A 17,406-nucleotide genomic window follows, 5' to 3' on the forward strand; every position below is an offset into this window, starting at 1 on the left:
CCATGCCTGTGCCTGTGCCCATGCTGGAGTCTTTGCCGGCACGCGGCGGCATAATGGACAGGCGCCGTGACGCCCGCACCGTGCGGCACGGCAAATGCTTCGGGCTGATCGAATCCGATTGAATCAAAATGTCGAGGAAAATCACATGACAAGGCAATGGCAATTCACGGCGACCCGGTTGCTGATCGCGGCGACACTCGGCGTGTTGATCAGCGGCTGTACGACGATGCCGTGGGAAAGCACGCCGTTCTACAGCAGCGCGCCGTCCCGGCCGACCACGCTTGCCACGGTCCCGGTGCCGGCCGGTTACTACCGCGTCAATCCGGGCGACTCGCTGGCGGCCATTGCGTCTGCATACGGCCGTAAGCCGCAGGAGATTGCGGCGTGGAACGGTCTTGCATGGAATTCGCCGGTCAATCCGGGGCAGGTGCTGCGGGTAGCTCCGCCGATGGCGTCGGGTAGTGTCGTGACACCGCCGGTCAATGTTGCCGGTCAGAACGGTGCGACCGCGACACCGGGTGTGCCCGGCGAGGCCGACGTCGCGCAGCAAGGCGTGCTGCAGTGGCCGTTGCGCGGTCCCATACTGAAGACCTTTGCGCCGGGCAAGTCGAACGGCATCGTGATCGGCGGCCATCCGGGCGATCCGGTCAAGGCGGCCGCGACCGGCCGGGTGGTGTATGCCGGCACGGGGATCGAAGCGTACGGTCCGCTTATCATCATCAAGCACGACGACTCGCTGATTACCGCTTACGGACAGAACAGCACGCTGCTGGTCAAGGAAGGCGACGCTGTCGCGCAAGGGCAGACCATTGGCGAAGTCGGCGTGGATAGCCGGGGCGTGGCGTCGATCCAGTTCGAAGTGCGCCATAACGGCCAGCCGGTCGATCCGCTTGCGTGGCTGCCGAAGTCGGGCGGATAAGCTAATTTTTTGACACAAACCCGGGACACACAAGGCTCTCACCATGATCGATTTGCGCAGCGATACCGTAACCCGTCCCACCCCGGCCATGCTCGCGGCGATGTCGGCCGCCGAAGTGGGCGACGACGTCTGGGGCGACGACCCCACCGTGCTGCGTCTGCAGGCAACGGTCGCGGAGCGCGCCGGCAAGGAAGCCGGCCTGTTCTTCCCGAGCGGCACGCAAAGCAATCTGGCCGCGTTGATGGCGCATTGCGCGCGTGGCGACGAATACATCGTCGGCCAGCTGGCGCACACCTATAAATACGAAGGCGGCGGCGCGGCGGTGCTGGGCAGCATCCAGCCGCAGCCGCTCGAAAATGCCGCTGACGGGTCGATCCCGCTCGAGAAGATCGCCGCGGCGATCAAACCGATCGACAACCACTTCGCGCGCACGCGGCTGCTGGCGCTGGAAAACACCATTGGCGGCAAGGTGCTGCCGGCGGGTTACGTCGACGAGGCGGTGCAGTTGGCGCGTCAGCGCGGCTTGTCGGCTCACCTGGACGGCGCCCGGGTCTACAACGCGGCAGTTGCGTCGGGCAAGCCGGTCGCGGCGCTGTGCGCACCGTTCGATTCGATCTCGATCTGTTTCTCGAAAGGGCTGGGCGCGCCGGTCGGCTCGGTGCTGGTCGGCAGCCAGGCACTGATCGAGGTGGCGCATCGCTGGCGCAAGGTGCTGGGCGGCGGCATGCGTCAGGCCGGCGTGCTGGCGGCGGCTTGCCTGTACGCGCTGGATCACAACGTCGAGCGTCTCGCCGACGATCACGCGAACGCCGCGCATCTGGCGGCCGGTCTGGAAGCGATCGACCACGTCAAGGTGCAGTCGATCGCGACCAATATGGTGTTCGCGCAGTTTCCGCAGCAGGATTGCGCGCCGCTCGAAGCGTGGCTCAAGGAGCGCGGCATCCTCACGCAGATGCTCTACGCGTCGCGTTTCGTCACGCATAAAGATGTGTCGCGTGCGGATATCGATACCTTTATCGCCGCAGTGAAGGGGTATTTCGCCGCGCGTTGAGCGGTCGCTCAGGCAGAGGCAGGCAGATGGAAAAACGGGCGCACTGCCACCGCAGTGCGCCCGTTCTGTTTAGTCCGCCTATTCCGCCGACGCCTTCGCATGCACGCCCGCGCGATGCGAAGGCGCGAACAGCCGCAGCCCGCTCGCGAGGCTCGCCGCGCCGGCGAAGAAGGCGCCAGTGCTGAGCGCGAGTGTCGGCCCGTGCCGGCCGGCAATGCCGAAGCTCAGCGCGACCAGCGCGGCGCCCGTGGTCTGTCCGAGCAGCCGCGCAGTCGCGACGATGCCGCTGGCGCCGCCGCTGCGCTCGGGCGGCGCGCTCGCCATCAATGCCTTCAGGTTAGGCGACTGGAAGAAGCCGAAGCCCGCGCCGCAAATCGCCATGCGAATGCCGATGTCGAGCACGTGCGGATGCACCGGCAGCAAGGCCAGCGACGCCATCCCCGCCGACATCACCGCGAGGCCGATCGCGCCGAGCAAGCCCGGCGGGTAGCGGTCGGACAGACTGCCCGCCAGCGGCGCGGCCAGTGCGACCACCACCGGCCACGGCGTCATCAGAAAGCCGGTCTCGACCTGGCTGCGATGCAGCACGTCCTCGAAATAGAAAGGCAGCGACACGAACGCCAGCCCTTGCGCGGCGAACGAACACACCGCGGTCACCGCCGACAACGCAAACACCGGCCGCTTGAATAGATCGACCGGCAGCATCGGTGCGGGGTGACCGGCCTCGCGACGAATCAGCAGCAGGCCGAACACCACGGCGATCGCTGCGGCGCTCAGCACCAGTTGCGCCGACGCGCGCTGGGCCGCTTCGCCAAGCGCGAAGATCAGTGCCGCGAAAGTGATTACGTTGAGGAGCGCCGCAATCGGATCGAAGTTGTGGGTGCCGCGCTCGGTGTGCGGCAGCGCGGGCCACGCGAAGGCCAGCGCCAGCAGGCCGAGCGGCACGTTGACCGCGAACAGCCACGGCCATGCAGCCACCGACAGAATCAGCGACGCCACCGTCGGCCCGACCGCGAACGAGACGCCTACGATCAGGGCGTTGGTGCCGAGGCCGCGTCCGAGCCGATGCGGCGGATACAAATAGCGGATCAAGGCCGTGTTCACGCTCATGATCGCGCTTGCGCCGAGACCTTGCAGCACGCGCGCGGCGGCCAGCATCGGCAGCGTCGAGGCGAGCGAGCACGCGAGCGACGCCAGTGTGAACAGCGCAATGCCGCCGATATAAATCCTGCGATGCCCGACGATGTCGCCGAGTGCGGCAAGCGGCAGCAGCGTCGCGACCATCGCGAGCTGATAGGCGTTGATGATCCACACAGACGCCGCGGGCTGGGCATGCAGATCCGTGGCAATGGCAGGCAGGGCGGTGTTGGCGATCGCGGTATCGAGCGTGGCGAGCGCGACCGCGAGCATGATCGCGGCCATCGCACGGCGGTTGGCCGCGCTCATCGGGCCGTCTGCCGGCAAGGTCTGGTCGAGTGTCGCGCTGCGGGCGGTGCTGGGTTTGTCGGACAAGGCGTGGCTCGTCGGGTTAAGCATGCCGCAGCACCGGGCGCGTCGGAAGGACAGCGCGGCGCGCAAGCGGCAGGGTTGCATGGAGTGAAGCGCGCAGAGGCCGGGTCCAGCGGTCCAGGCGGCTCGCGCGGCGAATGGAGTGATTGTTACAGAGACGTGGAAATCGTGCTGGGAGCCCGGCGGGGCGGAGGCGCTTTGTAAGCTGCTTATGACGTAACTAACACGCAACCAACATGCAACTAACGGTCAACCCGGTATCACGTCTTCGAACTGGCGCGCGATCACGTTGTCACACCTCACTTCATATAACCGTTCAGCAGACGAGGTGCTCCGATTTGACCATGCATCGAACCAGTCAACGCATTCATCGGCCAGTCACACATCGAAAAAATAATCGTGCATGCTTCTGCGACGCAGGCGGCCTTCACCCCTCACCATCGCCTGCCTGTTTTGCGGGCCGATGCACGCACGCAGTGCCGCGCGCAGGCGGCCTGCACCGCGTCCGTGCGCAAAATCCGTGAAGTGCCGCATTTCAGTGGGCATGGCATGTGCGTGAACCCCCGCTCTCGCTCGCCGATGTCCGCGGGCCGTAAAATGTCCTACTCTGTTTATTAACCCGCCAGACCGGCACGCGCCTCCCGTCCGTCATCCATGCGGTTTGCGTATGTCGCGTCGTTTTTTCCCGGAGGCTTCGATGACAGCCGTCGATCTGGAATTCGACCAGCTCAACAGTACCGTCGACGCGCTACGGCGCTCAATTTCCAATCGCATGATGTACGGTGTCGGCAAGGACGCCGTTACCGCTCACCCGCATGACTGGCTGCACGCCGCCGCACTCGCCGTGCGCGACCGGCTGGTCGCGCGCTGGATGAAGACCACGCGCCTGCAATATGAACAGGACGTCAAGCGCGTCTATTACCTGTCGATGGAATTCCTGATCGGCCGCACGTTTACGAACGCGTTGCTCGCGCTCGGCATTCACGATCAGATGAAGGAAGCGCTCGCGAGTCTCGGCGTCGATATGGAGATGCTGGTCAATATCGAGCCCGACGCGGCCCTCGGCAACGGTGGCCTCGGGCGGCTCGCTGCCTGTTTTCTCGATTCGATGGCGACACTCGGCATTCCGGGTTTCGGCTACGGCATCCGTTACGAATACGGCATGTTCCGCCAGGAGATCGTCGACGGCGAGCAAGTGGAGGCGCCGGACTACTGGCTGCGGGCGGGCAATCCGTGGGAGTTTCCGCGGCCTGAGATCAAGTACATGGTGCACTTCGGCGGACGTACGGTGCAGCGCGGCGAGCATGTCGAATGGATCGACACCGAGCATGTGAATGCCACGGCCTACGACACGGTGATCCCCGGTTACGCGACCAGTGCAACGAACACGCTGCGCCTGTGGTCCGCGCGCGCCACCGAAGAGCTCGACCTGGGTGCGTTCAATCGCGGCGACTACCGCAACGCGGTCGACACCAAGAACATGTCTGAGAACGTCTCGCGACTGCTCTATCCGGACGATTCGACGCCGGCCGGGCGCGAGTTGCGGCTTCGTCAGGAATACTTCTTTGTTTCCGCGACGATGCAGGATCTGATTCGCCGCTATCAGCGCACGCACAGCGCGTTCGGGCGCTTCGCCGAAAAAGTCGCGGTGCATCTGAACGATACGCACCCGGTGCTGGCGATTCCGGAGCTGATGCGTTTGCTGGTGGACGTTCACCATCAGCCATGGGACAAGGCGTGGCAGCACGTTACGAAGATTTTCTCGTACACGAACCACACCCTGATGCCCGAAGCGCTCGAAACGTGGGACGTCGAGATGCTCGCGCGGCTTTTGCCGCGGCATCTGGAGATCATCTTCGAGATCAATGCAGGATTTCTCAAGCATGTCAGCGAGCAATCGGGGCATGACGGCGAGATGATCCGCCGCATTTCGCTGGTCGACGAATATGGCCAACGGCGTGTGCGGATGGCGTATCTGGCGATTGTCGCGAGTCACAAGGTGAATGGCGTATCGAAACTGCATTCGCAACTGATGACGCGCGATATCTTCGCCGACTTCGCGCGCATCTATCCGGACCGTTTCACTAACGTCACCAATGGCATCACGCCGCGGCGCTGGCTGGCGCAGGCGAATCCGTCACTGTCATCGCTGATCGACCAACAGATCGGCAAGGATTGGCGCAGCAATCTGCTCGAGCTGGACCAACTGCGCACGCTGCGCAACGACAGCGCGTTTATCGACGCTTTCCGCGAAGCCAAACGGCAGAACAAACTGCGGCTCGTGCAGCGGCTCGCGCATCACACGAAGCTGCATTTCGATCCCGATGCGTTGTTCGATCTGCAGGTCAAGCGCATTCACGAATACAAGCGGCAGTTGCTGAACGTGTTGCACGTGATCGTCCGCTACAACCAGATTCGCGCAAATCCTGAGCGCGATTGGGTGCCGCGCGTGGTGCTGTTTGCCGGCAAGGCCGCGTCCGCGTATCGCATGGCGAAGACGATCATCAAGCTGATCGGCGACGTCAGCGAGAAGGTCAATCACGATCCGTTGATCGGCGATCGCCTGAAAGTGGTGTTTGTGCCGAACTACGGCGTGAGCGTGGCTGAGTTGATCATTCCGGCGGCCGATCTGTCGGAGCAGATTTCGATGGCCGGCACCGAGGCCTCGGGAACCGGCAACATGAAGCTCGCGCTGAACGGCGCGTTGACGATCGGCACGATGGACGGCGCCAACATCGAGATCTGCGACGCCGTAGGGCGCGACAACATCTTTATCTTTGGCCACACCGCTGACGAAGTGGACAGCCTGCGTGCCACCGGCTACCGGCCGCGTCAACTGTACGAGGAGAATCCGGAACTGCGCATGGCGCTCGACCAGATTCGCACGGGCTTCTTCTCGCCGGACGATCCGCTGCGCTTCTCGGAGATCTTTCACACGTTGGTGGACTGGGGCGATCACTATATGGTGCTTGCCGATTTCGCCGCGTTTGCGAAAGCGCAGGATGAAGTGGATGCGCGTTTCATCGACAGGCGCGCATGGGCCGAGAGCGCGATCGAGAATGTCGCGGGCATGGGGCAGTTTTCGTCGGATCGCACCATCGGCGAATATGCACGCAACATCTGGCACGTGAATCCGCTCAATATGGCGTGATACGAACGCGGTTGTGGTGCGTGTTTAAAAGAAAAAAGGCCGTGCGATTTTTTCGCACGGCCTTTTTATCGAGCGACGAATCTCACGGGGCGAATCGTTCGCTTTGCTGGGCCGCATACAAACCGAGCTGCCGGTTCGCGAAGTCGAATAGAACGTCGATATTTTGCATAGCCATCAAACCGACTACGATCCGGTTCGCATCCGGTTTTGCCTTGACGATCGTGACTTGCGCTTTTTCGTAACGATGCACCCATGAACCCGTGCCGATAGCCGCTTCATAGTTGCCCTGGTCGAGCACATTGCCCACTTCGCCGTCACCGGTCCAGTTGGGCGCTTTGTCGGTTTCGATGCGGATCATGCCCGTGCTGCCGGTGGCCAATACCAGCGGCGCGCAGAAGGTCATCTTGCCGCCTACGTTCACGCAGCCTCGCGGCCATTGCGCCGTACCGTCTTTCGAGACTGTCATCGGCACCATCGTGTAGTTTTTGGTAAGCGTATTCGAGGGGCTCAACACCATATACGGCTTCGTGAAGTTCGCGTGCACCAGATAGCGTTGACCGATGTTGCCGGGCAACGCGCGCAAGGGTTGAGTGCAGCAACTATCGTCCGGCTGCGCCGCGCCTACGCCGACGATGCCGGAAAACGCCCAGCCGAATTCACCGGTGTAGCCGTCCATCCCGGCGCATTTGCGAGCGTTCGGCAGGCAGCGCACGACGTCCACCGCTTGCGCGTCGATTAGCGCTGGCTTGGTGCCGGCCACGCTGAACGGCAGCTTGATGGACGAGCCGAGAATCTCCACGCCGTTCGCGAACGACAGCGAGCTCACCCCGCCGGCACTCGGATAGTTCGAACCGGGCAGCACCGACTTCAGCACCCGCGTGCCTTGCGTTCCGGTGTCGAGCGCCATGTACAACGGCTTGCCGTCGAGTTGGACCGGCAGGCCGAGACGTGCGTGATCTTCGTCCGCGCGCTCCACATGCAACGGGATCAGCATACCGTCGTTGCCTCCGTTGATCAGCGCGGCCTGAGGGGGCGGCGGTGTGGGGGTGGGGAAGGTGACGGAGCAGCCGGTCAGTGCGGCGAGCGCGCCCGCTGCGATCAGCGCTGCTGCGGCTGAACGACGTAGTTGAGCAAGGAAATCAGAACCGGCATGCCGGCGTGCGGCATCGAGAGACGACAAGGGCATAGGATCACGCTTTGCAAAAGGCGGGTCCCTGGCGAAGGCGATGCATGGTGAGCTGCGGGGTGGACAACTCGAACAGCACTGACGGCAATCTCACTGGATTGCCGTGGCGTGGGCGGGGAAACCGGGACGCTTGCGGGGGCCTGCGGGAGGGGACACGCGGTAACAGGAGCGGCGACTCTACATGGCCACCCGCAGGCAATTGCAAAGATGTGTAAAGGTCTGCGGACGACTAGCCAGTCGCCCGTGCAAACGTTGATCTATGTCAAAAGACGCGCGGGCGGCGGATCACGGTGGCTTGCGCGCGGCCGAGCGTGGCGCGATCGAGAGTGGCCGCCAACAGGCCGATCACGTCGTCGAGCGTGCGCGAGGTGACTTCGACACGAAAGGTCACGCGCTCGTGCTGTTGATCGACGGTCACGACGTACAGACGCAGATCGTCTCCGAGCGCGGCATGCAACGCGCGCCGTCCATTGGCCGACGAGGTGCCTGGCACGGTGACGTCGATGATGACGAGCGGGACGACGATATGCGTGCGGCGGGGAATGTGTGATTCGCGCGGTGCACGGGGTGCGCGAGTGGCGGAGATTTCAGGCGTTGCTACTGACGTGAGCATCATGGTTGCGCCGATTCGGCGAGGCGGCGCGCGTTGTTGATACCCAACCACTCTAGCGGCGCGCGCCTCAACGACGCGCAAAAGCTGCCGCGTCGCGAATCAAAATTGTGTTAACGCGGCGCCCGGCGCTCGGCGTTCTGCGCGCGTCCGCCACTCAGGCCCTGGGCGCCGCAGCAGCTGCCTTCGCCTCATGCACGGCCGCCGCAACGCGCTCGACGAACTCGCGGTCGGTGCTCATAAGCGCTTCACGTACGCCATTGCCGGTCTGCACCATCAACCGGTGCGTGATGTCCTGGGTTGCCCACGTGAGCCAGCCGACCACGATCAGCATCGTGCCGCACACCATGCCGACGGGCGAGCGCAAGATCCCGCCGACAATCGCGCCCACGAGTCCGAGGAGCGAGATCGTGTACGGCAGGACCCGGTTCTTCTGCACGGTGACGACCTGCACGTCGACAATGTCGCGTAGCGGAAAGACCTGGCCGGCCGATGAAAGTGCGTTACGCGTGACCGACACGCCGCGATCGTTGAAAGGGGTATCCATCGGGTCCAATGCAAGCGGTAGCAAAGGGCGCAGCGTACCAGATGCGGCGGCAGCGCTGGAAGTGGCGGGGCGCCGCGAGACGGCGTTACGTCAATGCAGGTCGTTGAAAAAACCGCTTTCCCCAAAAGAAAAACGCCCCGCAGGGCGTTTTCCGGAACCTCAGGACGGCAAGGAACTTGCGCTCCTCGCCGGCAAGGTCAGATCGCTTAGAACTTGTGACGGATACCGACGCGGAAGGCCAGCTGGTTGTCAGCCGTGCCCGAATTGCCGAAGTAGCTCGAGCTCGAACCGATCTCTGCCTGCAGATCCTGCGTGCCGTTGTGGCCGGCAGCGATCTGGTAGATACCCAGGGCGTACACGTCCGTGCGCTTGCTCAGTGCGTAGTCGACGCTCAGGTCAGCCTGGTTCCAGTGGCCCGTATTGGCGCCGCTCAGGTGCATGTACGTGTAGCCCGCACCCGCCGTCAGTGCCGGCGTGAATGCGTACTTTGCACCGGCTTCGTATGCAGCGAAGGTGGTCGAAGCGCCCGTGATCGGAGCGAAGCGGGTGTTCGTGTACAACGCCCACAGCGTCGCCGCGCCGATCGAGTAACGGCCGCCGACGCCGAACGTGCGCAGATCGCGGATGTTGCCCGTCGCCACGTTGGCCATCGACGTCGAGGATTGCGTCGTGGTTGCCTGGCTCGGATAACGGATGTCGGTGTACGCTGCGCCCACGCCGAACGGGCCGTTCGCGTAGTTCACGCCAAAGCTGTATGCACGCGACGAACCTGCGACCTGTGCCGTAGCCGGGCCGGTTGCCGGTGCGCCTGCGAATGCGCCAGCCTGGTTCGAGAAGCCGTACAACGCGCCGAACGTGAAGCCCGAGAAGTTCGCGCTGCTGAACTTGATCGAGTTGTTGATACGGCTCGACGTCAGTTGGTCCACGTCGTTGATGTGGTAAGCGTAGTTACCCGCAACGGTCTGGCCGCCCGTCGAGTAATTGCCGCCCAGATAATCCGTCGAGAACGAATACTGGCGACCGAACGTCAGCGAACCGACGTTGTTTTGCGACAGACCCACAAACGCCTGGCGGCCGAACATCGAGCTGCCCTGGCCTGCAGCACCCGTGCCGCTGTTAAAGCCGTTTTCCAACACGAACAGTGCCTTCAGGCCGCCACCGAGGTCTTCGGTGCCGCGCAGGCCCCAACGGCTGCCCGATGCCACGCCGTCGTCGTACTTGACGAGGCTGTCGTGGCCGGAAGAGGTCTTCGCGTTGTTCACGTAGCTGATACCGGCATCGATCAGGCCATACAGCGTGACGCTGCTTTGCGCGTGAGCGGCGCTGGCGAAGACGGCGAGAGTAGCGGCGGTCAATACTTTCTTGTTCAAGACTTTCTCCGATTAAAAATTAAGCGATCGCCACGCCATGCTCTTTGGCTCGGTCGCGGGATGGCCCGAAATTTAAGGGAATGCAGAGTAAGGTATGTGACAGCTTCGGATTTTTTAAAAACTGTCGCGCCCGCGCGACACTCCTATTTCTTTGCTGCCTGGAATCGCACAAGGGCCCGCACTCATAAGCTTTTTCCTGATCGTGCATATAAGCGTGTGAAAAACGATTGGTTTTCGGGGGCCTCGGCTGCATGCGACGATCCGCGCCTATCAATCAGAATCGCTCGAGGGCACACGCATGCAACGCCGCAAAATCATCCAGAATCTGCTCGCTATTGCCGCCGTTTCGCTCACGGCAACGTTTGCGCATGCCGACGACAAACAACTCAAGGTCGGCACGATGAGCGGCCCGGACTCGCAGATCTGGTCGGTCGTGACGAGAGTCGCGGCACGTGAGGGGTTGAACGTGAAGGTCATCGAATTCAACGACTATGTGCAGCCGAACGCCGCGCTCGATGCCGGCGACCTCGACGCCAACGGATTTCAGCACCAGCCGTTTCTCGATAGCCAGATCAAGCAGCGCGGCTACAAAATCGTCAACGTCGGTCTAACCTACGTTTCGCCGATGGGCTTCTATTCGAAGAAGCTCAAGTCGCTGAAGGACTTGTCGGAAGGTGCGAAGGTCGGCATCCAGAACGATCCGTCGAATGGCAACCGCGCGCTGCTGCTGTTGCAGAAGTACGGCGTGATCAAACTGAAGCCGGGTGTCGGCACGAACGGCGTCAACGCTACGCCGCTCGACGTTGCCGAGAATCCGAAGAAGATCAAGCTGATCGAACTCGACGCCGCGCAACTGCCGCGCTCGCTCGACGACCTCGACGCGGCGTCGATCAACACGGATTACGCGGTGAAGGCCGGCTTGCAGCCGACCAAAGACGCGATCGCGATCGAAGACCTCAAAGGTCCGTACGCGAATCTGATCGCCGTGCGTGCGCAGGATCGCGACAAGCCGTGGGTCAAAAAGCTGGTCGCGGCCTACGAATCGGATGAAGTGCGCAAGTACATCGATACGCAATTCAAAGGCGCGATCATCCCCGCTTTCTGAATAACCGGTTCTTTCGCAACAGACCCGTAAACGCAAATCGCCCGCTGCAATAGCGGGCGATTTGTCTGGCGGGAACCGGTCCTAGTTGCTCAACAACGATCCGCTGCGGAACGCCTTTGCACCGGCAATACGGGCGAATTCCAGCCCGGCCGTCGCGAAGCGCGTCAAATGCCGCGCGTACAGCACGCCGGCCACGCTGCTCTTCATAGTGACGACGCGATCGGTCAACGGATCGACGATATCGGCGATCTCGTGGCCGACGTCGACCCAGGTGCCGACTTCACAGCGGTAAACCAGCACCCCGCTCATGGGCGCGACGATCGGCTCGGCACCGGCCAACGGCGTCGCGGCGAATTCGAGCGCCGGCAGCGGCGCCGCCGTGCCGTCGATCACGCCACGCGAGGTCAGATACTCGATGATCGCCTGAGCGTCCTGCTCGGCGTACTCGTATGACACTTCGCGTTGGCCGCGTAGTTCGATCGTGACCGAGACCGAGCCGTTCGGAATCGGGAAACGGTCGCCGTAACGGCCGCGCAGATCCGACCAGCAGAAGCTGTGGATTTCGTCGAACGGATTGCCGACCGAATTCAGCGCCAGCAGCGACGCCTTGGCGTCCAGGTAGCGGGCGAGCGGCTCGACTTCCGGCCACAGGTCGGGATTCGTGTACACGTGCATCGCGGCTTCCCAGTCGCAATGCAGATCGAGCACGACGTCGGCGTCATACGAAAGCTTTTGCAGCGCCAGCCGTTGCGATTCGAGTTCGGTTGCGGGCGCTTGTGCGTCGAGCGCTTCGCGCATCGCCGCGCGGATTGCCGTGCGATTGGCGTCGATGTCGTCGCTCAGGCGCGCTTCGATGCCAGGCTGGATCAGCGCCGACAGCTCGTAGAAGTTGCGGTTGAAGTTCTGCGCGGTGTTGGTCTCGAAGCGGCCCGTCAGATGGCCGAGAAAGTGCTGGTTCAGACCGATCGGATTGGCCACCGGCACGATCACGACCTCGCCGCGCACCTTGCCGGCGGCTTCCAGCGCGGCGAGCTTGCGGCGCAGCGCCCACGAGACCAGCATGCCAGGCAGCTCGTCGGCATGTAGCGACGACTGGATGTAAATCTTCTGCCCGCCGCCGGGACCATAGTGAAAACTCGTCAGATTACGGGCGGTGCCGAGCGTCGGGGCAATCAGCGGATGGGTTTGGGTTTGCATGGTTTTCAAATCCGCGGGCATGGCGAGCGTGCCGCGCTATGTCGTTGATTACAGGAGGAAACGGGGTGCTTCATGGCCGGTTGCCGGCGGCCCGCTGTGCGGCGCCGCTGTCGCACGATCTTAGCCGATATGACGCGGCGCGTGGTTTTCTGCGGCGCCGTGCGTGATTCGCGCGGCGGGCGCGGCAATCGGAGTGCAAAGCGCGCCGCCAAACAAAACGGGCTCCGTATGCTGCGGAGCCCGTTCCTTGCAAGCCTGAACAAGCGCGCCTTCAGGCGCGCGTGGCCGGCTTAGCTGCCGTACACGTCGAAGTCGAAGTACTTCTTCTCGAGCTTCTTGTACGTACCGTCCTTGATGATGTCGGCGATTGCCTTGTCGACCTTCGCCTTCAGATCGGTGTCTTCCTTGCGCATGCCGATACCCGCGCCGTTGCCGAGGACCTTCTCGTCGACCAGATCCTTGCCCGCGAAATCATAGCCCGCGCCGCGCGGCGTCTTCAGGAAGCCGATTTCAGCTTCAACCGCGTCCTGCAGCGATGCGTCAAGACGGCCCGACAGCAAGTCTGCGTAGACCTGGTCCTGGTTCTGATACGGCACGACCTTCACGCCCTTCGGTTCCCAGTACGTTTTCGCGTAGGTTTCCTGAATCGTGCCTTGCTCGACGCCAACCGCCTTGCCCTTCAGCGAATCGGCGGTCGGCAGGATGCCCGAACCCTTCTTCGTGACGAGGCGCGTCGGCGTATTGAACAGCTTCGACGAGAAAGCGATCTGTTCAGCGCGTTGCGGCGTCATGGACATCGACGACAGCACGCCGTCGAACTTCTTCGCCTTCAGGGCCGGGATCATGCCGTCGAAGTCGTTTTCGATCCACACGCATTTGGCCTTCAGGCGCGCGCAGATTTCATTGCCGAGGTCGATGTCGAAGCCAACGAGCTTGCCGTCCGAGCCCTTGGACTCAAACGGGGGGTAGCTGGCGTCAACGCCGAAACGGATAGTCGACCAATCTTTAGCGTGTGCGCCAATCGAGACGGTGGCAAGCAGAGCAACCGTCAAAGCCGCTAGCAGTTTTTTCACTGTTTAACTCCTCGGTGGTAGTTCAAATACTCCCGTATGCGGTTGTGCCGCTGCGGGACGCCCGGTGCGACTTACGACCGGGCTTGGGTTGAAGCTGCCGGCCGGGGCGGCCAGCAGCGCGCGCCAAGCTTATCAGTTCAAAAAGATTGGGTAGCTAGTGAAACACCGGATGGCGGATGGCAATAGCTTTTAAGGCTTGAATGTGGTGAGGATTCGACAGGACGTCATGCGCATTGCATTGATTTGATGCGCCGCTACCGGTCTTGTAACGATGTCGTAAACAAGTTGGCTAATGTTAGGCGGGGGTTAGTCAGGGATGGTCAATGGAGAAACTCGGCGGATAGTTCGCAGGATGCGTGGTGCCGACAAAACCGGTATTGAATGGCGCTTATTTTCCGTTGATTATTGCGGATTATTACAGTGCTCGCGATTGTTTCAATTGACTGTCGATAAGTTAAAGATTTCCCTTGAACTACCGTTAAATACAGTTGAGCGCATTTGTTAAATTTGTCAAACCACGCCTGACCGATTGTTTTTATCGATTGGGCAGCGGCCGGAACCAAAAATGCATTACTTGGCGCTATTATCAACGCTTTGCACATCTGGCTTCGCAGCGTGCGAATGTATCGGTTTCTGTCTGAACAAAGTCATTGAGTACGAGGTCCGCAGTTAAACGCGGCGCGTCTGTTTGCGTTCGTCTTAATGACATTCTGCTAAGCGGTGTTGTATATGCTAACGATTTCGATGGCAGATGAAATGCGCTGTTTCAAACCATCGCTCTGGTGTCGAATTGCAGTCGTGGCGGCGCGCGTGAATGCGTTGCGCGGCCGCGGGGTTTCTGGTTTTTTGACGTTGCTGATAAATGCCGCTATTTGCGCTAGCCTTTTGTCGTCAGCGCCCGTCGCGGCGGCCGGCAAAGTTTTGCGGGTGCTGGCCTGGCCAGGTTATGCCGACACGGACGTCGTCAAGACTTTCGAAACGCGCTACAACGCGAAGGTTGAAGTCACGTGGGTCGATTCCGACGAGGCGCTGTGGGCGCAGATGCATGCCCAGGATACGCCGCCGTTCGATGTGCTCGCGGCCAACACCGCCGAAATCGAGCGCTATACCCGCGCGAATCTGCTGGCGCCGCTCGACCTGGCCAGTCTGCCGAATACGAAGAAACAGTTGGCGCGGTTTCAGGCGCGCTCATCGATTGAAGGGCTGACCTCAGCGGGCAAGGTGTACGCGATTCCATTCACGTATTCGTCGATGGGGCTGATCTATGACCGTAAGCAGTTCGCCGTTGCGCCGCGCTCGATGCGGGAATTGTGGAACCCGCGTTACCGCGGCAAGGTTCTGGACTTCAATAGCGCCCAGCATAATTTCTCGTTCACCGCGCTGGCGCTCGGATATCCCCATCCGTTCCAGCTCGATGCTACGCAGATGCGCGTGATTGCCCGCAAGCTCGTCGATCTGCGCCGTAACCTGCTGACCTATTACACGGTGCCGGAAGAAGCGACCGCGTACTTCGTCCAGCATAAAGTTGCCTTGATGTTCGGTAACTATGGCACCCAGCAGGTTGAATCGTTGCGCCGCGCCGGTGCCGACGTGGGCTACGTGATCCCCGACGAAGGGGCGCTCGCCTGGCTCGACTGCTGGGCGATGACGCGTTCGGCCAAGGATCGCGAGCTCGCGCTTGCCTGGATCAACTACATGATCGAACCGGACGTCAGTGCGTTGCTGACGCAACGTCAGGGGCTCGCCAACACGTTGACGGCGCCGGCGGAAGGCAACGACCAGGCGCACATCGTCTGGATCGGTCCAGTGGAAGATATTCAGCGGCGCGAAGAACTATGGACCCGAATCGTGTCCGGTGACAGGTCGGAGCGCTTTTGATGATACGTCCCGGCCTGACGTTCAAGTTATCGATTCTGCTTGCGTGCATTGGTGTGCTCGCGTCCGGCGCGACCGGTTATTACACGTATCGTGCCAACCGTACGATGCTGGTGAACGAAGCCGAACGCAGCCTGCTGACATCTACCGAGCTGCTGGGCCAGCGCTTTTCCATGGCGATCGACGACGTCGGCGCGGACGCGCTGGTCCTCGCGAGCTTGCCGTTTTCAGCGGACGTCGTGCGCACGGACAACGGCATGGGGGCGAATGCGCCGCGCGAGCAGTTGGCGAAGGTGTATGCCAGCTTCATGGTTCACCATCCCGAGTATCTGCAAATCCGTCTGATTACCCGCAAGCACTACGGACTCGAACTGATCCGTTTCGATCGCGATGGGGACGGCCTCGTGCGGGTCGAGGGCAACAGCTTGCAGGAGAAAGGCCAGTTTGCGTATGTGTTCGATACGCTGGCGTTCTCGCCTGGGCGCATTTACACCTCGCCGATCCTGGTGAATCACGAGTACGGTACGCATGCCGCCGAGGGCAAACCCACACTGCGGCTCGGCACGCCGGTGGCGGACGCGAGTGGGGCGGTGGTGGGCGTGGTCATTATCGATATCGATCTGGCCCGCCTGCTCAACCGTTTACAGAGCGATTTGCCGAGCGATTATCAGGTTTACCTTGCCAACGAATGGGGCGACTTCCTGGTTCATCCGGATGTTTCGAAAACGTTCGGCTTCGATCGGGGGCGCCGCGTGCTGATGCAGGACAGTTTCTCCGCCACCAAGCCGCTCTTCGAACAGACAGAAAGCGAAGTTCTGCTGAACGGTCTGGTGCGGCCGCGGCAGGCGGCCGGTCAGGTGCTGGCTTTCGTACGCAGGCCGTTCGGCGCCTCCGAGGGCAACCGCTTTATCGTCATCGGTCTCGGCAAGCCGCTCGATAACGTACTGTCCGGCGCGACCCAATTGGGTAATAGAATCATTCGCATGGTGTTGATCTTCAGCGTGTTGGCGCTGTTTCTGGCAATTCTGTTTGCACGTGCGCTGACCAAGCCTTTGCACATTCTCGCGCACGCCGCAACGCATCTGTTCGCCGAGCACGCAATGGAAACACTGCCGCTCAAACGGACCGACGAGATCGGCATACTGGCGCGCTGCTTTGATCGTCTACGCCGGGAAATCAAGTCGCAAATGGACGCGCTGCATACCAAGCAGCGCGAGCTCGTGCATCTCGCCACGCACGATGGCTTGACCGGCCTGCCGAACCGCATGTTGTTCATGCAGAAACTCGGGGCCGCTATCGAGGAGGCCACGCGGCGTGAGGAAGGGATCGCAGTATTGTTCGTCGACCTCGACCGCTTCAAGCAGATCAACGACCAGTTCGGTCATTCGATTGGGGACAAGGTGTTAGCCGCGGTGGCGCACCGGCTGAAGCGGGTGCTGTGTTCGGCGGATGTTGCCGCGCGCCTCGGCGGCGACGAGTTCATCGTGTTGGTCGAGGGACCGCGTTCCGCCGAGGCCGCACCGGGGATTGCCTCGCGGATCATGGACGCGTTGAACGAGGAATTGCTGATCGACGGACAAAGGATGACGGTGGGCGCGAGCATCGGCATAAGCCAGTTTCCGGACGACAGCGCCACGGTCGAGGAGTTGCTGCTCAATGCCGACGCGGCAATGTATGCGGCCAAATCCGGTGGACGGTGCGGGTATCTGCGCTATCAGGACGTGCTCGATGCACGCAAGCTGGAACAGGCGCGCGAAGGGGCAACGGAAGGCCGTGAGGCGGAGCCGACGGCCTGAGGCGCTGCTCGGTTGCT

General features: G+C 62.0%; 13 protein-coding genes. 6 read left to right on the plus strand and 7 right to left on the minus strand.

Going from position 1 to position 17,406, the window contains the following annotated elements; translation table 11 throughout:
- The first annotated feature begins 145 nt into the window (after positions 1-145).
- Positions 146-919 (plus strand): peptidoglycan DD-metalloendopeptidase family protein, encoded by a 774-nt coding sequence (locus GH665_RS26520; RefSeq protein ID WP_153140226.1) that lies wholly within the window; start codon positions 146-148, stop codon positions 917-919.
- Positions 920-962: 43 nt separating this feature from the next.
- Positions 963-1,970, plus strand: a complete 1,008-nt coding sequence (gene ltaE, locus GH665_RS26525; protein WP_153140227.1) for a low-specificity L-threonine aldolase — start codon at positions 963-965, stop codon at positions 1,968-1,970.
- 78 nt (positions 1,971-2,048) lie between these two features.
- Here ltaE and GH665_RS26530 read toward each other — a convergent pair whose 3' ends face one another.
- Positions 2,049-3,416 carry an MFS transporter gene (locus GH665_RS26530; RefSeq protein ID WP_174771790.1) on the minus strand — a complete coding sequence of 456 codons (1,368 nt, stop codon included), beginning with the start codon at positions 3,414-3,416 and terminating at the stop codon, positions 2,049-2,051.
- 760 nt (positions 3,417-4,176) lie between these two features.
- Between GH665_RS26530 and GH665_RS26535 the strand changes: the two genes are divergently transcribed.
- Positions 4,177-6,630 (plus strand): glycogen/starch/alpha-glucan phosphorylase, encoded by a 2,454-nt coding sequence (locus tag GH665_RS26535; protein WP_153140229.1) that lies wholly within the window; start codon positions 4,177-4,179, stop codon positions 6,628-6,630.
- Between the two features lie 82 nt (positions 6,631-6,712).
- On the opposite strand, the gene GH665_RS26540 is transcribed toward GH665_RS26535, so the two are convergent.
- From GH665_RS26540 to GH665_RS26555, 4 genes are all read right to left on the minus strand, one after another.
- Positions 6,713-7,816, minus strand: coding sequence for a hypothetical protein (locus GH665_RS26540; protein WP_153140230.1), 1,104 nt, complete (start codon positions 7,814-7,816; stop codon positions 6,713-6,715).
- Positions 7,817-8,078: 262 nt separating this feature from the next.
- The gene (locus GH665_RS26545) at positions 8,079-8,432 is read right to left on the minus strand and encodes a hypothetical protein (RefSeq protein WP_153140231.1); all 354 of its coding nucleotides are present in this window, start codon (positions 8,430-8,432) and stop codon (positions 8,079-8,081) included.
- 151 nt (positions 8,433-8,583) lie between these two features.
- Complete coding sequence (locus GH665_RS26550) at positions 8,584-8,973, minus strand: DUF6232 family protein (RefSeq protein ID WP_153140232.1); 390 nt, start codon at positions 8,971-8,973, stop codon at positions 8,584-8,586.
- A gap of 206 nt (positions 8,974-9,179) precedes the next feature.
- Positions 9,180-10,343, minus strand: a complete 1,164-nt coding sequence (locus GH665_RS26555; protein ID WP_153140233.1) for a porin — start codon at positions 10,341-10,343, stop codon at positions 9,180-9,182.
- Positions 10,344-10,641: 298 nt separating this feature from the next.
- Between GH665_RS26555 and GH665_RS26560 the strand changes: the two genes are divergently transcribed.
- Positions 10,642-11,448, plus strand: a complete 807-nt coding sequence (locus tag GH665_RS26560) for a MetQ/NlpA family ABC transporter substrate-binding protein (RefSeq protein ID WP_153140234.1) — start codon at positions 10,642-10,644, stop codon at positions 11,446-11,448.
- An 81-nt stretch (positions 11,449-11,529) separates the two neighbouring features.
- Here GH665_RS26560 and GH665_RS26565 read toward each other — a convergent pair whose 3' ends face one another.
- Positions 11,530-12,645, minus strand: a complete 1,116-nt coding sequence (locus GH665_RS26565; RefSeq protein WP_153140235.1) for a succinylglutamate desuccinylase/aspartoacylase family protein — start codon at positions 12,643-12,645, stop codon at positions 11,530-11,532.
- A 290-nt stretch (positions 12,646-12,935) separates the two neighbouring features.
- Positions 12,936-13,718 (minus strand): ABC transporter substrate-binding protein, encoded by a 783-nt coding sequence (locus GH665_RS26570; RefSeq protein WP_153140236.1) that lies wholly within the window; start codon positions 13,716-13,718, stop codon positions 12,936-12,938.
- 729 nt (positions 13,719-14,447) lie between these two features.
- Here GH665_RS26570 and GH665_RS26575 point away from each other — a divergent pair.
- Both GH665_RS26575 and GH665_RS26580 read left to right on the plus strand, forming a co-directional pair.
- Entirely contained in the window at positions 14,448-15,596 is a 1,149-nt protein-coding gene (locus GH665_RS26575; protein WP_153140237.1) for an ABC transporter substrate-binding protein, read from the plus strand.
- Positions 15,596-17,389 (plus strand): diguanylate cyclase domain-containing protein, encoded by a 1,794-nt coding sequence (locus tag GH665_RS26580; RefSeq protein ID WP_153140238.1) that lies wholly within the window; start codon positions 15,596-15,598, stop codon positions 17,387-17,389. Before GH665_RS26575 ends, GH665_RS26580 begins: the two co-directional genes overlap by 1 nt.
- The last annotated feature ends 17 nt before the right edge of the window (positions 17,390-17,406 follow it).

Source organism: Paraburkholderia agricolaris (genome assembly GCF_009455635.1).
Classification (GTDB): domain Bacteria; phylum Pseudomonadota; class Gammaproteobacteria; order Burkholderiales; family Burkholderiaceae; genus Paraburkholderia; species Paraburkholderia agricolaris.

Excerpts from the sequence above, each read along its gene's own strand:
- GH665_RS26540 (WP_153140230.1), bottom strand. The coding sequence starts at position 7,816 with ATGCCCTTGTCGTCTCTCGATGCCGCACGCCGGCATGCCGGTTCTGAT.
- GH665_RS26520 (WP_153140226.1), top strand. The coding sequence starts at position 146 with ATGACAAGGCAATGGCAATTCACGGCGACCCGGTTGCTGATCGCGGCG.
- GH665_RS26530 (WP_174771790.1), bottom strand. The coding sequence starts at position 3,416 with ATGAGCGCGGCCAACCGCCGTGCGATGGCCGCGATCATGCTCGCGGTC.
- GH665_RS26545 (WP_153140231.1), bottom strand. The coding sequence starts at position 8,432 with ATGATGCTCACGTCAGTAGCAACGCCTGAAATCTCCGCCACTCGCGCA.
- ltaE (WP_153140227.1), top strand. The coding sequence starts at position 963 with ATGATCGATTTGCGCAGCGATACCGTAACCCGTCCCACCCCGGCCATG.
- GH665_RS26565 (WP_153140235.1), bottom strand. The coding sequence starts at position 12,645 with ATGCAAACCCAAACCCATCCGCTGATTGCCCCGACGCTCGGCACCGCC.
- GH665_RS26580 (WP_153140238.1), top strand. The coding sequence starts at position 15,596 with ATGATACGTCCCGGCCTGACGTTCAAGTTATCGATTCTGCTTGCGTGC.
- GH665_RS26535 (WP_153140229.1), top strand. The coding sequence starts at position 4,177 with ATGACAGCCGTCGATCTGGAATTCGACCAGCTCAACAGTACCGTCGAC.
- GH665_RS26560 (WP_153140234.1), top strand. The coding sequence starts at position 10,642 with ATGCAACGCCGCAAAATCATCCAGAATCTGCTCGCTATTGCCGCCGTT.
- GH665_RS26575 (WP_153140237.1), top strand. The coding sequence starts at position 14,448 with ATGCTAACGATTTCGATGGCAGATGAAATGCGCTGTTTCAAACCATCG.
- GH665_RS26550 (WP_153140232.1), bottom strand. The coding sequence starts at position 8,973 with ATGGATACCCCTTTCAACGATCGCGGCGTGTCGGTCACGCGTAACGCA.